Origin of the sequence: Actinoplanes teichomyceticus ATCC 31121 (assembly GCF_003711105.1) — a bacterium.
In the GTDB taxonomy this organism is placed as follows: Bacteria; Actinomycetota; Actinomycetes; order Mycobacteriales; family Micromonosporaceae; genus Actinoplanes; species Actinoplanes teichomyceticus.
On the sequence record NZ_CP023865.1, the window covers coordinates 3,572,992 to 3,586,716 of the forward strand.

The 13,725-nt window shown below is 74.3% G+C and carries 12 protein-coding genes; 6 read left to right on the forward strand and 6 right to left on the reverse strand.

Annotated features, from left to right (window positions below; all coding sequences use genetic code 11):
* The 6 genes from ACTEI_RS15775 to ACTEI_RS15800 all read left to right on the forward strand — a co-directional run bounded on the left by ACTEI_RS15775 (position 1) and on the right by ACTEI_RS15800 (position 4,418).
* Positions 1–756, forward strand: a complete 756-nt coding sequence (locus tag ACTEI_RS15775) for a metal ABC transporter ATP-binding protein (protein ID WP_122978359.1) — start codon at positions 1–3, stop codon at positions 754–756.
* Entirely contained in the window at positions 753–1,637 is an 885-nt protein-coding gene (locus ACTEI_RS15780) for a metal ABC transporter permease (RefSeq protein ID WP_122978360.1), read from the forward strand. The genes ACTEI_RS15775 and ACTEI_RS15780 overlap by 4 nt, the downstream gene beginning before the upstream one ends.
* Positions 1,621–2,445, forward strand: coding sequence for a metal ABC transporter permease (locus tag ACTEI_RS15785; protein ID WP_122978361.1), 825 nt, complete (start codon positions 1,621–1,623; stop codon positions 2,443–2,445). Before ACTEI_RS15780 ends, ACTEI_RS15785 begins: the two co-directional genes overlap by 17 nt.
* A complete protein-coding gene (locus ACTEI_RS15790; RefSeq protein ID WP_122978362.1) occupies positions 2,442–2,741 on the forward strand; it encodes an ArsR/SmtB family transcription factor in 300 nt (99 codons plus the stop codon). The genes ACTEI_RS15785 and ACTEI_RS15790 overlap by 4 nt, the downstream gene beginning before the upstream one ends.
* Positions 2,742–2,820: 79 nt before the next feature.
* A complete protein-coding gene (locus ACTEI_RS15795; protein ID WP_122978363.1) occupies positions 2,821–3,621 on the forward strand; it encodes a methyltransferase domain-containing protein in 801 nt (266 codons plus the stop codon).
* A 152-nt stretch (positions 3,622–3,773) separates the two neighbouring features.
* Positions 3,774–4,418, forward strand: coding sequence for an AMP-binding protein (locus ACTEI_RS15800; protein WP_164465974.1), 645 nt, complete (start codon positions 3,774–3,776; stop codon positions 4,416–4,418).
* Positions 4,419–4,554: 136 nt separating this feature from the next.
* Here ACTEI_RS15800 and ACTEI_RS15805 read toward each other — a convergent pair whose 3' ends face one another.
* The 6 genes from ACTEI_RS15805 to ACTEI_RS15830 all read right to left on the reverse strand — a co-directional run bounded on the left by ACTEI_RS15805 (position 4,555) and on the right by ACTEI_RS15830 (position 13,611).
* On the reverse strand, positions 4,555–4,848 hold the full coding sequence (locus ACTEI_RS15805; RefSeq protein ID WP_122978365.1) for a YciI family protein: 294 nt from the start codon (positions 4,846–4,848) through the stop codon (positions 4,555–4,557).
* Positions 4,849–4,859: 11 nt separating this feature from the next.
* A complete protein-coding gene (locus ACTEI_RS15810) occupies positions 4,860–5,453 on the reverse strand; it encodes a TetR/AcrR family transcriptional regulator (RefSeq protein WP_122978366.1) in 594 nt (197 codons plus the stop codon).
* A gap of 202 nt (positions 5,454–5,655) precedes the next feature.
* Positions 5,656–10,002 carry an NACHT domain-containing protein gene (locus ACTEI_RS15815; RefSeq protein WP_122978367.1) on the reverse strand — a complete coding sequence of 1,449 codons (4,347 nt, stop codon included), beginning with the start codon at positions 10,000–10,002 and terminating at the stop codon, positions 5,656–5,658.
* 100 nt (positions 10,003–10,102) lie between these two features.
* Complete coding sequence (locus ACTEI_RS15820) at positions 10,103–10,402, reverse strand: hypothetical protein (protein WP_122978368.1); 300 nt, start codon at positions 10,400–10,402, stop codon at positions 10,103–10,105.
* Complete coding sequence (locus ACTEI_RS15825) at positions 10,399–12,417, reverse strand: APC family permease (RefSeq protein WP_122978369.1); 2,019 nt, start codon at positions 12,415–12,417, stop codon at positions 10,399–10,401. The genes ACTEI_RS15820 and ACTEI_RS15825 overlap by 4 nt, the downstream gene beginning before the upstream one ends.
* Positions 12,418–12,525: 108 nt before the next feature.
* Positions 12,526–13,611, reverse strand: coding sequence for an SGNH/GDSL hydrolase family protein (locus ACTEI_RS15830; RefSeq protein WP_203723859.1), 1,086 nt, complete (start codon positions 13,609–13,611; stop codon positions 12,526–12,528).
* Between the last annotated feature and the right edge of the window lie 114 nt (positions 13,612–13,725).

Below are 13,725 nucleotides of genomic sequence, written 5' to 3' on the forward strand. Positions count from 1 at the left end.
GTGGCGGCCGCGGCGCTGAGCTACACCGGTGTCGGTGTCGGCTACCAGGGCACGCCCGTGCTCACCGGCGTCGACCTGGAACTCGCGGCCGGGCAGCGGCTGGCGCTGGTCGGCCCGAACGGGGCGGGCAAGTCCACGCTGATCAAGTCGATGCTCGGGCTGACCCGGATCCTGTCCGGTACGGCCACCGTGCTCGGCCGCGCCCCGGCCCGGGCCCGCGGGCTGGCCGGGTACGTCCCGCAGACCGACACCCTGGACGCCGACTTCCCGGTCAGCGTCCGGCAGGTGGTGATGATGGGCCGCTACCGGCAGCTCGGCTGGTGGCGGCCGGTCCGGGCGGCCGACCGCCGAGCGGTGGACGAGGCGCTGGAGCGGGTCGGGTTGGCCGACCGGGCCCGGCACCGGTTCGGCGCGCTCTCCGGCGGCCAGCGGCAGCGGGTGCTGCTGGCCCGCTCGATCGTGGCGCAGCCGCGGCTGCTGCTGCTCGACGAGCCGTTCAACGGCGTCGACGCGGTCAGCCAGGAGGCGATCGTCCGGGTGCTGCGCGAGCTGAGCGCGGCCGGGACCGCGCTGGTGCTCAGCACGCACGACCTGGCCGTGGCGCGGGATCTGGCCGACCTCGTCTGCCTGATCAACGGTCGGCAGTGGGCGGTCGGCCCGGTCGCGGAGACGCTCACCGCGGAGACGTTGCGCCGGGCGTACGGCAGCGCCGCGGTCGAGGTGGCCGGGGGCCGGCTGGTGGTGGTGGAGCCGTGATCGAGCCGTTCACCGTGCCGTTCATGGGCCGGGCCCTGGCCGAGATCGCGCTGCTGGCGGTGATCTGCGGCCCGGTCAGCGTGTTCGTGTTCGCGCGCGGCCTGTCGTTCGTCTCGGACGCGCTGACCCACACCGTCTTTCCCGGCGTGGTCGTCGGGTTCGTCGCCGGTGGAATGACCGGCCTGGTCGCCGGGGCGCTGGTGGCGGGCGTGCTGACCGCGGTGGTGCTGACCGTGCTGACCCGCGGCGCGCGACTGACCGACGACGCGGCCACCGCGGTGGTGCTCACCGTGATGTTCTCGATCGGCGTGGTGCTGGTGTCGCGCCGCTCGTCGTACACCGCCGACCTGACCTCGTTCCTGTTCGGGCGGTTGCTGACGGTGACGCCGCGCCAGCTGGCCGAGACCGCGGTGCTGGTGGTGGTGATCCTGGTGGCGCTGGCGATCGGGGCGCGGGCGCTGCTGTTCCGCGCGTTCGACCCGGCCGGCGCGGCGGCGGCCGGGTTCCGGACCGGCTGGCTGGACCTGTGGTTGAACGTGCTGCTGGCGCTGGTGGTGGTCGCCGCCGTCCGGGCGGTCGGCACGATCCTGGTGGTGGCGCTGCTGATCGTGCCGGCGGCCGCGGCGCGGATGGTGACCGACCGGCTGGCGGTGATGGCGGTGCTGGGCACGGTGCTGGTCGTCGCCGCCGGATACGCCGGGCTGCTGCTGAGCTGGACGGCGTCGGTGCGCCACGGGGTGGCGCTCACCTCGGCCTCGTCGGTGGTGCTGCTGCTGGTGCTGGCCTACCTGCTGCTGCTGCCGGTGCGACTGTGGCGTGGCCGGCGGGCCGCGACGCCGCCCGATACCGGAAGGGTGTCGCCGCATGAGCTGGTGGGATGACGTGATGCACCGCGCCGTGGCCGAGGTGGTCCTGGTCGGGGCGCTGGCCGGGCTGATCGGTGTGCAGGTGGTGCTGCGCCGGTTGTCGTTCTTCACGATGGCGCTGACGCACGCCACCTTCCCCGGGGTGGTGGCCGCGTCGATCATCGGGGTGAACATCCTGGTCGGCGGAGTGGTCGCCGGGGCGGTGGTGGCGCTGGGCGTGGCGGCGCTGAGCCGTCGCCGGGGGCAGGACGCGGCGGCGGCGACCGGGGTGCTGCTCTCCGGCGGCTTCGCGCTGGGCGCGGCGCTGGTCGCCACGCAGCACGGGTTCAGCCGGGATCTGTCGTCGTTCCTGGTCGGTTCGATCCTCACGGTGGGTGTGCCGGATCTGGTCGCCACCGCGGTGGTACTGGCCGGGGTGGCGGTGCTGCTGGCCGGGTGCGCGCGGCCGCTGCTGATGACCGGTTTCGACCGGGCCGGGGCGCGGGCGGCGGGTCTGCCGACCGGGCTGTGGGACGTGGTGCTGCTGCTGACGGTGGAGGTGGTGGTGGTGACCGTGGTCCCGGCGGTGGGCACGATCCTGGCGCTGTCGTTGCTCGTCGCTCCGGCGGCCGCGGCGCGGCTGTGGTCCGACCGGTTACCGGTGGTCACCGGGTTGGCGGTGGGGTTCGCGGTGGCGGGTGGGCTGACCGGCCTGTACGCCTCGTCCCGTTTCGACGTCGCGGCCGGGGCGGCGATCTCGCTGGCGGCCACGGCTGTGCTGGGGCTGTCCTGGCTGCTGGTGCGGGCCCGGGCGGCCCTGTCCGGCCGATCGGCGCCGGCATGACGGCCGGGCCGGTGGCCGACGAGGCGGTGCTGCGCCGGGCGGTGCAGGTGCTGCGGGCGATGGCGTACGAGCATCGGCTGCACATCCTCGTGGAGCTGCGTCGTGCCGGGGCCACCCCGTCGGCGCTGGCGGACGCGCTGGCGGTGCATCCCACGGTGGTGTCGCATCACCTGCGCGACCTGACCCACGCCGGGCTGGTGCGCCGCCGCCGCGACGGCCGTCACGTGTACTACCACGTGGCCGGTGAGTTCGTCGGCGTGCTCGTCGACGAGGTGCTGCGGCACGCGGGGGGATGAGCGGTGCTCGGGGTGATCATCCGGTTCGGATGACCACCCCGAGCCACCGGACGTACCCAAATATGGTAGTCCGGGAAGTATGTCGGATACTGTGCGCTCGGCGAGCTATGTCTTCGAGTCGTCACTGCCCGAGGAGGGCGAGCGGCTCGCCCTGGGCGAGCGTCTCTGGGACGGCGGCACGATCGAGCTTCTCGCCGCGCTCGGGGTGGGATCCGGCTGGTCCTGCCTGGAGCTGGGGGCGGGAGGCGGCTCGATCGCGCGCTGGCTCGCCGGGCGGGTCGGCCCGCGCGGTACGGTCGTGGCCACCGATCTTCGTGTGGAGCCGCTGGCCGAGGCGCTGCACGGCACCGCCGTCGAGGTGCGCCGGCACGTGCTCGGCACGGATCCGCTGCCCCGCGACGCCTTCGATCTGATCCACGCCCGTCTGGTCCTGCAGCATCTGCCCGAGCGCGCCCGGATCGTGGCGACCCTGGCGGGCGCGCTGCGGCCCGGCGGGGTGCTGCTGCTGGAGGACACCGATGTGGCCGGCCTCTTCAGCAACCCCGCCGAGCCCGCCTTCAACCAGCGGGTCAAGCAGGCGGCGTACCGGGTGATGCAGGACGCCGGGTACGACCCGGTCTGCGGCCTGCGCAACGTGCGGCTCGCCGCCGAGGCGGGTCTGGTCGACGTGCAGGCGCGGGGCCGCGCCCATGCCGTCCGGGGCGGCACGCCAGCCGCGCGCTGGTACGAGCTGTGGTTGTGCCGCCTGCGTCCGCAGATGGTCGGGCGCGGCTACGTCACCGGCGCCGAGGTCGAGGCCGCCCTCGCGGCGATCGCGGATCCGTCCCAGATCTGGCTCTCGCAGGTCATGCTCGCCGTCACCGCGCGGCGTCCGGGCTGATCGGCGCCGGAGGCGGTCCGGTACGCCTCTGCCGACCACCACGCGCAGCTGATCGTCGACGACGGCCGCCGATGCCGGGCTCGCCGTCTGCGTCGAGAAGCCGCTGGCGGTGCGGCTGGCCGCTCCCTGGCCGCCCTGGCGCGTGCCTGTGGTTGCAGGGCTGGGGTCAGACCGAGACCGGGGCGTTGACCCTGCGGGTGTTCACCCGGCGGTCCCTGGCCCGGGTACGTCACGACCGGCCGGCCACCCGGCAGCTGGGCTGGCCGGTGCCGTTGCGGACCAGCCTCAAGGTCGTCGACCCGGACACCATGACCGAGCTGCCACCCGGCCGCCCGGGCCTGATCCTGGCCCGCACCCGCGCCCGCTGTCTCGGCTACGTGGCCGAACCCGAGCGCTGGCGGCGCAAGACGGACGGGCCCTGGATCGTCACCGGCGACCTCGGCGCCCGCGACCGGCTGGGCCGGGTGACCCTGCTCGACCGCGAGGTCGACACGGTGCCGGGCGCCAGCTGCATGGCCATCGAGGACCTGATCGACGACCGGCTGCCCGGCGTGACCGAGTGCGTGGTGCTCGGCGTGCCCGGATCCCCGCCGGTGCCGTTGCTGGTGACCGGGACCGGCCGCCTGGACGAGGCGGCATGGGCGCGCGCGGTCGCCGACCTGCCCCCGATGAGCCGGCCGGTCCTGCTCACCGAGGAGCAGATTCCCCGTACGGCCACGGGCAAGGTCCGCCGCGGCGAGTTGCGGGCCCGGTTCACCGGCTCGCCCGCCGGGTACGGCAGTGGCCGGTGGACGTAGCCGGAGCGGCGCCGCAACGGAGGATCCCTCCCGCGGCGGCCGGCTCGATCCCGGCCGGGTCGCCCGGTGGGCCGACCGCGAACAGCGGCGCCTCGACCGGCTCGCCGGGCGCGGCCGGCCGCGCCCGCCGGGCTGATCACCCGGCCGCGACGAGGAAGTCCAGCCGCCGGTCGGCCATGCCGGGGGTGATCTCGAGGATCTCGGCGTCGACGACCCGGTGCGCGACGAACGGGTCCTCGGCCACCCGCTGCCGCAGCTGCGCCAGGGTGGTGCCGTGCGCGAGCACCGCGCCACCGAGTCCCGGCTGGATGCCGCCGGCCAGCAAGAACACCTGGTCGGCGAGACCCTGCTCGATCCACTGCCGGTGGGCCGGCATGTGCTGGGCGGCGGCTGCCCTGTTCTCGGCGAACCGGAGCAGAACGATGAACATGCGACTCCTCTCTACGGGGTGGCGCCGGTCCGGCGGGCGGGGCTGTCGGCCAGCCATCGCTCGAGGCGGGCGACCTCACGGTGGACGAAATCCTCCTCGCCGAAGGCATTGGCGAGAGCGGCGACGCCCTGGCTGAAGGCCAGCACGTGCAGGGCCTTCGCGTCGGCGGCGCCGGGCTCGTGACCGAGCGCGGCGAACTGGTCGGCCAGCCAGGCGCGGAAGAGGGTGAACACGGCGACGGCCTCCGGCCGTGCCGGGTGGCGCAGCTTCGCCAACTCGGCGGTCAGCGTGCCGACCGGGCATCCGAAAGCGCGGATGTCGGCGCCGTTGGTCAGGACGATGTGGATGAAGAGGCGGATCCGCTGTGCCGGGTCGGGAGTCTCGGCCGCCCACCGCCGCAGCATGGCGCGGGTGGCCGCGACGCGCGAGTCGATCACGGCGGCCAGGATCTCGTCCTTGGTCCGGAAGTGGTAGTAGAAGTTGCCCCGGGAGATGCCCACCGCCTCGGCGATCGCGGTGAACGACGTGTGCTCGAAGCCCTGCTCGTAGAAAAGCCGGTCGGCCGCCTCGACGATCTGCGCCCGGGTGGTCGCGCTCGCTGCCATCACTGATCCCGTTCCCTGCCGGCGATTAGGACGGTCGTCCTATCGACCAGATCTTAGGACGACCGTCCTAGGGGTGTCCATGCGGGTGCGGCGTCCGGCTCACCGGCGGCGCGCTTGGCCGCTCGGGCGCGACGACGAGGCCCGATCCGGCGGCTCGCCCGGTGCCGGGCCGGGAAGGCGGCTCGGCCGCGACCGCGCGTCGTCACCGCCCCGCCGGCCCGTGCGCCGGCGCCCATCCCGGATCCACCGCCGCCCGCAACTCCGGCCGGGCGAACCGGTATCCGGGCCCGGCGGTGGTGAGGATGCCGGCCCGCGCCATGGCGGCGAGGAAGGCGGGCCATCGCAGCGGCAGCTCTCCCCGTACCGCGAAATGAACCAGGACCAGCAGGAACTGTCCTGGGCGAGTCGTCCAGACGACACCCAGCGCGGCCACGGCCGCCACCGCCGTGTCGGCGGCCCGGCCGGTCGCCCCGAATGCCAGGAAGCCGCATCCCGCGCTGAACAGCGATGTCTGCCAGGCGGCCCGGGCGACGGCGCGCACGAGCGGCTCGTGTGAGCCCCGGAGGAAAGGCGCCTCCCGCAGCGCCCGCGCCGCCAGCGCGGCGAGGCCGCACAGCGTCGCGACCGCGGCGGCGACCGCGGGCCACCCCGGACGGGCCGCGCCGACAACGGTGAGCACCATCGCGACGACCAGGCCCATGCCCGCCAGGAGCGGACGGCGTCGCCGTGACGCCGGGACCGTCGCCGCCAGGCTCCACCACCCGAACGTGTCCGAGTCGCGCATCATGTGGCGAGACAGTGTCCGCAACCACCGGACACCGTGGTCCGGCTGACAACCACCCGCGGCGAGTCCCGAGGAGAGCCGCTCCGGGAAGAAGCCGCCCGTCGTGCCGGGAAGCGCCTGCGCGTGGTCGTACACCGTCCGCAGCAGCTCGGCCGGGCGGCGGCCGGTCCGCAGATACGGCGCAAGGGCCAGGACGGCGGTCGACGGGGTGGTCAGGATGTCGGCGAACGGCCCGCAGGAGCCGAGGGCCAGCTCCCGGAACACCGGTTGCCAGGCGTGGAGCTCGTCAGCGGGTACGGTCGTCTCGACGTAGGCCATCAGATCGGCCGCCCGGACCGGCTGCATCCGCGCGACGGCCGACCAGCGCAGCAGCTTCGCGCCGGAGAGTTGGTCGAAGACGTCCGTACGGCAGGTCGCCACCACCGTGGCGCCCAGCAGCGCCGTGCCCTCGATCTGTTCCGCGGCGGCATCCTGCCACGCCGGTTGCACCTCGTCCAGCGCGTCCAGGATCAGCAGGAGGCGATGGTCGCGCAGCAACTGGGAGACCAGCGAGCGGCGTACCCGGTAGGTGTCGCAGACCGCGTCGGTGACCCAGTCGGCGAACACCTCGCCGTTGGCGTCCCACCTGCTCAGCGACAGCAGTACCGGGATCGGGTCCGACGCGTCGCGGCGGTCGAGCAGTTCCCGGGCCGCCCGGACGACCGCCAGGGTCTTGCCCGAGCCCGGCCCGCCCACCAGGAGAACCGGGCGCCCGGGGCTGGATGGCGGAATGCGCCGCAGGTCCAGCGGCTGCGCCCGGGCAGGCTCCCCGCCGGCGGTGGGGCCGGCCCACGCCACGTGAGTCGCCATGGCTGCGGAGCCGACGGCGGTCCGCCACTCGTCGTCCAGATGGCGCCGGGCCTGCCCGGCGAGGTCCTGCGCCCGGCCCCGCAAGGCGCGCAGCGGCCTGGTCAGCTCGCGCAGCAGCTGCCACATCGACCCCTGCGAGGTTTCCGGCTCGCCGACATCCCACGCGAGCGCGACCATCGCGCAGCCGATGAAGTAGCCGCCGAACACGGTCGAGCCCACCCGTGCGCCGCCGTGCCGCGCGGCGAGGAGGGTCAGCGAGGCGGGACCGAGCGCGGCGAGCAGGAGGCCGGCCACCCGGGCGAACCGGCCCCGGCGCACGGCCGATCTGGCCGCCGCGGCGACGGCCTGCCGGCCGGTGGGGTCGCCTCGGCTGACGAGCTGCGCGGCCAGCAGGCGCCGCTGGTCGTCGGCGAGGTCGGTGGCCGTCGCCAGGCGGCGTGCCACCTCCAGCGCCCCCGGGGCGTCGTGGGTCAGCAGCAGCAGAGCGGCCGACACGCGGACGTCCGCGGGGACCCGCACCGCGCCGGCCTCCGTCCCGGCCAGGTCCCGCAGCGCGTCGAGCCCGTGCGGGTCAGCCGCGGCGAGCAGCCACTGGGCCGCCTCCAGGCAGGTGTCCGCTCCGGCGTCGCGTCGCCGCGCGAGTTCGCGCAGCACGGCCGTCCCCGCCGGGACGCCGTCCAGGTGCAGCTTGAGGGCGGCGCGCAGACGCACGTCCGAGGGCTGGCGAGCGTCGGTCGCCGTCCGTCGGTACGCCTGCCGGCCGATCTCGCCCAGCGGCTCCGGGTGCAGCCGGCCCGGCGGCTCCGGCGGGGATCCGGGATCCGCCGGTTCCCGCGGCGCGGCCGGTTGCCCGGCCCGGGCCGCCAGCCGGTGCCGGGCCCACCAGAGCGCATCCGAGGCCGTGCCGGCCGGGGACGCGGCCAGTTCCCGCAGCAGGGTGAGGCCCGCGTCGGCGTCGACGTCCGCGAAGGCGTCGGCGAGCGCCACCCGGGTCCACAGCCGTTGGCCACCGTCGGCGATCATCGCACGCAGCCGTGCCGCCACATCCGGCGCGACCGCCAGAGCGGTGAACACCGCGATGCAGTCGGCGACCTCCGGGTGATCGTCGGCGATGCGCCCCAGCAGCCGCTCGATCACCTCCTGACGCAACGTGCTGTCCACGGCGATGCCGTCGGCGATGACGTGGCCCGCGCTGACCGGGTCGTCGTCGTCCAGCAGCGCGGCGATGACCCCGTCCGGGTCGACGTGACCGCGGGCGAGGGCGAACAACGCCAGACCGCGCGTGCTGCCGTCGGTTATGAGCCGCCGGAACGCGGCGTACGAGAACGTGAACCGGCGAGGGTCGGCGGCCAGATACTCGGCGATGGTCGCATGGACGAAGGTGATGTCGTTGCCCGTCCAGGCGAGCGCCCGGGCCTCCGGGTGTTCCGCGGGCGTCTCCTCGTCCCCGCCGAACGAGGGTGCGATCCGGCACAGGCCACGATCGATGAGCGTGCCACGCAGGTCCGTGATCCACTCCACCGCGGAGCCGTCCGGCACCTCGGCCGGCGCGTGCGCGACGACCCAGTTGATCGCCAGGGGCAGCAGCCGGGGCGGTCGTTGCCAGACGTACGCGGCGGCCAGCTCGCCGAGCAGGTCGTCGAGATGTCCGGACAGCCACCGCTCGAACGGCGTATCGCGCCGCGGCTCGCGTGAGGACCGCAGCAGCATGTCGAACTCGTGGTAGAGCGCGCACCGCCCGGCGGGCGCCGCCCGGTCGCGGTTGCTCTCCCAGACGAGCATCGCCATCGTGGCGAGCAGCGGCACCCGGACGATCGAGGTCAGCTGTGCCGTCCGCAGGTAGGCGAGGAACCGCGCCGCCTCGACGCCGGCCCGGACCGGGCTGTCCAGCCGGTGGGTCAGCCACTTGACGGCGAACGCGCGCAGGTCGTCGGCGTCGAACAGCCGCAGCTCGAACTGCTCGGCTCCGCGGCGGGTCAGATCCGCCAGCTCACCGGCGCTCAGCGCCCGCGTGGTGACGAGCAGCCGGGTGCCGGGGTGCCGGGCGAGGAAGGCGCCGATCCGCTGCAGCACCCGGGCGCGCACGTCGCCGGCGGAGATCTCGTCGAGCCCGTCCACGATCACCAGCCAGCGGGTCCCCCGGAGGGGTTGGCGCGTGAACACCTCCGGCTCGACGCCGGCCTGGCTCCACTGCGTGGCCAGCGCGACCGGCACGTCAGCGTCGGCCAGCGCCCGTGCCGGCACCAGCACGGGCATCACGGCGCCGAAGGGAGCCGAACGCCTCCGGGAGGCGACGCGTGCGCCCAGCCACCAGTCGGCGGCGGCGCGTGTCACGTGGACGGCGAGTGTGGACTTGCCCGCCCCGGGGACACCGGTCACGACGGCCCGGGGCGCGTCCCGTACCAGTTCCTCCGCGTCGAGAACCCGGGCCGGCTCGGCGTCGGGATCACGCGCGTCGTGCACATGTTGCTCGACGCGGATCGCAGTGATGCCGGGCACCGGCAGCCTGCCGAAGCGGTAGCGGTGGAATTCGGTCTCGCTCAGCTGCGCCGTCAAGAGCCGCCGGACCGCCGGATCCAGCTGTTTGGGGGACCGGAGCCAGGACACCCAGCCCACAATGAGGACCGCGAGCCCGGCCGCCCCCGCGACCGCCGCGGTCAACACCGCGGCCGGCCGGTGCCGCTCCGGAAGCCCCCACACCGACAGCAGTGCCGCTCCCACCGCTACCACGGCGCAGAGCAGCGCGATCCGTGGCCGCCACCGCCGCCAGAGGCTCGGCGGCACCTCGCCGGCCGCCGCGGCGCGCCGTGCCTGGTGAACCGCATAGGCCAGCGAGAGCAGGCCGAAAACCGCACCGGCGATGGAAGCGATCTTGTCAGCGTTGTCCAGCCAGCCGTCCTCCTGCGCGAGCTGCATGGGGGCACAGTACTGCTGAGCGTCACACGTCGATCCCCGCCGCGCGGGCGGCGCACACCGGGTGCGGGCCGGGTGGCCGGATGACCACCCGGCCGTTCGCTCAGTGCGGCCGCTCCACGCGGGGCGTCGTCTCCCGCCGCCACAGCAGCTCGCACACCCGCTGCTGGGCCCGCTCCAGGTGCCGCCGGTACGTGCTGAACGGCAGCCCGAGCCGCTGGGCGGCGGTCGCCTGGGTGGGGACCCGATGGAAGTACGTGGTGGCCAGCACCGCGTGCAGCTTGGCCTCGCGCGGGTCGTCGCGCAGCGCCTCGGCCGCTTCCGATCTCGACGACCACGTCCACCGGACGCGGCCCGCCGCCGGCGGTGGACGTCGGCGGCTGACCGTCCCGGCGTGGCTCACGCGCCGACGTGGATGCCTGGGCGGCGGTCCGGGTCGGGCTCGTGCTCGCGGATGATCTCGCGGGTGACCGGGGCGGTGTCCCCGCGGCCGAGCAGGAAGTACCGGACCATGTGCACCAGCGGGCTGCCCTCGGCCCAGGCGAAGTAGCAGTGCGGGCGTACCCCGGTGCTGTCGCGCAGGGCGAGCAGGATCGCGGCGATGGCGTTCGGGGCGGCGGGGGCCTGCGCGCGCAGCACCCGATGCCCGTCGATCTCGACACCGTGGACGGCCAGGGTGTCGCTGAACGCCGACGGGTCCACCACGTCGATCTCCAGGAAGAGGACGTCGGCGCCGCCCGGGACCGGGTTGTCGCCGCGCTGCTCACGCTCCTTCTCGGCGTACTCGGCGGCGTCGCCGGCCTGCCGGCGGTTGGCGATCAGGTTGATCCGCCCGTCGTGGGCGAGGGTGTCGGTGACGAACCGGCGGGCGTTCTCGTCGAACTCGATGTGGTCGGCCCGCAACTCGGTGGTGCGCGACACGCGCGAGATGAGCGAGACGACGATGATGCCGGCGATGAACATCGCCGAGATCGCGATGCCGTCCGGCTTGTCGATGACGTTGTCCATCAGCGCGTAGCCGAGCACGGCGGTGAGCAGGGCGAACCCGGTGCCGGCCAGCCGCTGCCCGGCCCGCAGGGCGGAGACGGTGACCGCGAACGCGCCGGAGACCATCATCGCCAGGATGCCGGTGGCGTAGGCGCCGGCCTGCGCGTCCACGTCGGCGTCGAAGGCGATCGTGAGGACCACGCTGATCAGGGTGTAGACCAGCACCACCGGCCGCACCGCGCGGCCCCATTCCGGGGCCATGCCGTAGCCGGGCAGATAGCGGGGAACGATGTTGATCAGGCCGGCCATCGCCGACGCCCCGGCGAACCAGAGGATCAGCACGGTGCTCAGGTCGTAGACGGTGCCGAACGCCTCGCCGAGGTGCTCGTGCGCCAGCCAGGCCAGGGCGCGCCCGTTGGCCGAGCCGCCGTCGGCGAACTCGGCCGCCGGGATCAGCACCGTGGTGACGAAACTGCTCGCCAGCAGGTACACGCTCATGATCGCGGCGGCGGCGGTGAGCAGCTTGCGGGTGTTGTGGATCCGCGAGCGCAGCCGCTGCCGCGGATCGGCGCCGTCGGCGGCGATCAGCGGCATCATGCTCACGCCGGTCTCGAACCCGGACAGCCCCAGCACCAGCAGTGGGAACGCCGTCAACGCCGGCAGGATCAGGTCTGCGGCCCCGTCGCCACCGGCGGTCAGCGCGCCGGTCCACGCCGACCAGGCGCCCGGTGTGGTGACCACCTCGGCGACGCCGACCGCGATGATCACCGCGTTCAGCGCGAGGAAGATGGCCACCAGCGGGATCGCGACGCTGACCGCCTCGCTGAAGCCGAGCAGGAAGACCCCGCCCAACAGCAGCAGCAGGACCACGGTGAGCGCCACCGCGTGGCCGTCCAGCAGGTGCGGGACGTGCGGGTTCTCCAGCACGTGCAGACTCGCGTCCGCCGCGGACAGCGTGATCGTGACGATCCACGAGGTGGCGACGAAGCCGAGCAGGACCAGCACGAAGATCTTGCCGCGCCAGAACGGCAGGAGCCGCTCCAGCATGGCCACCGAACCGGCGCCGTGCGGGCTCTCCCGGGCGACCCGCCGGTACATCGGCAGCATCCCCAGCAGGGTCAGCGCCACGATGAGCAGCGTGGCCAGCGGTGAGACGGCGCCGGCCGCGGCGGCGGCGATCGCCGGCACGTAGGCGAGGCTGGAGAAGTAGTCCACGCCGGTCAGGCACATCACCTTCCACCAGGCGTGGTGCTCCCCGTGCGCGGCGTCGGCGGCCGGCCCGACCGGTTGCACCCGGTGCTCGAGCAGCCACGCCGTCAGCGCGCCGCCGCCCGGCTCGGTCCTGGCCGGGGTGTCCAGGACGGCGGGAATCGCGTACTCCCGCGGCGTGGGGTCCGTGCCGGACGTCCCCACCCGTTCCGTGCTCTCCATCAGCTCACTTCCCGTACCGACCGGGACGGTGTCACCCCGGCCCGCTCACGCTACGACTGCCTGTCCAAGAGCGGACTTTCCCCCCGGACGGCGTCGCCAAGCGCCCGGCTACCAGGAGAGGGCGAGCGTGTCGAGGTAGGTGCGCAAGCGGGCGGCGATGACCTCGTGGTCGTGTGCGGACGGATGCCAGTGGCAGCCGGCGTAGTCCAGGCCGGCGCTGTCGTAGTACCAGTAGTGCACCCGGTCGGCGCGCTCGCCGACGACCCGCTGGGCGAGGTCGGCGAGCTGGGTGGTGCCGGACACGGCGGTGGCGCTCACCACGATGTCGGTCCGCGGCCCGTACCGGGCCCGCAGCTTGTCGAGGAAACCGTGGTAGGCGGCGCGGTAGGCGGCGGCCAGGCTCTCCGCGGTCCACGGCTCGCCCGGGTTGATCGGGGTGGAGAAGTCGTTGATGCCCAGCCCGACCACCACCACCTGCGGGCGCCAGCGGGGGTCGTGCCAGCGGTCGCCGTCCACGCCGAGCAGCGCCCGGTCGTAGTACGTGCGGTAGTCGACGCCCGGGTCGATGCCGTTGTAGTTGCGCACCATCCCGCGACCGGAGAAGGCGTTGATCTGGTAGTCGGCGCCCAGCCGGCGGGCGGTCAGCGCGCCGAAGCTCAGGTCCGCGTCGGTGGTGCGGTTGACCTGGTCGCCGGTGCAGTCGCGGCTGGTGGACAGGTTGCCGTAGCCGGCGGTGTACGAGTCACCGATGAACTCGATCTGCCGGCGGCGCGGCGGCGCGGCGGGCAGCACGGCCCCGCCCGGCGCGGCGACGAAGCCGCCGAACCCGCTGACCGCCCACGGGCTCTCCGAGCGTTTCACCACCCGTACGGTGTGGACGCCGGGGGTCAGGCCGCGCACCTGGTAGGTGGTACGGCCCGGGGTGACCAGGGTGGCCACCGTCGTACCGTCGATCTGGACGTCGTAGTCGGCGGCCGCGTCGTCGAGCGCGATCCCGACGCCGGCGCCGCGGAAGCGGCCCTCGAAGTAGACGCCCGGCCAGCTGTACCGCAGCGTGCCCGCGGCCGGCTGGACGCGCCCGGCGGTGTGCACGGTGAGCGCCCGGTGGCCCCCGGGGGTGGCCGCGGCGGGCAGCGGGGTGACGGTGAGCAGGACGGCGGCGGCCAGTACGGCCGGCAAGCGCAAGGACGGCACGCCGACACCCTATCCATTCGATAGAGGACAGTCTATATGTCGGGGATCGTGGCGCTCTCCTCCCGTGGCACGTACGGGTGTCCGCCGCGGGCGAGCTGGTTTCACCGTAGGCGT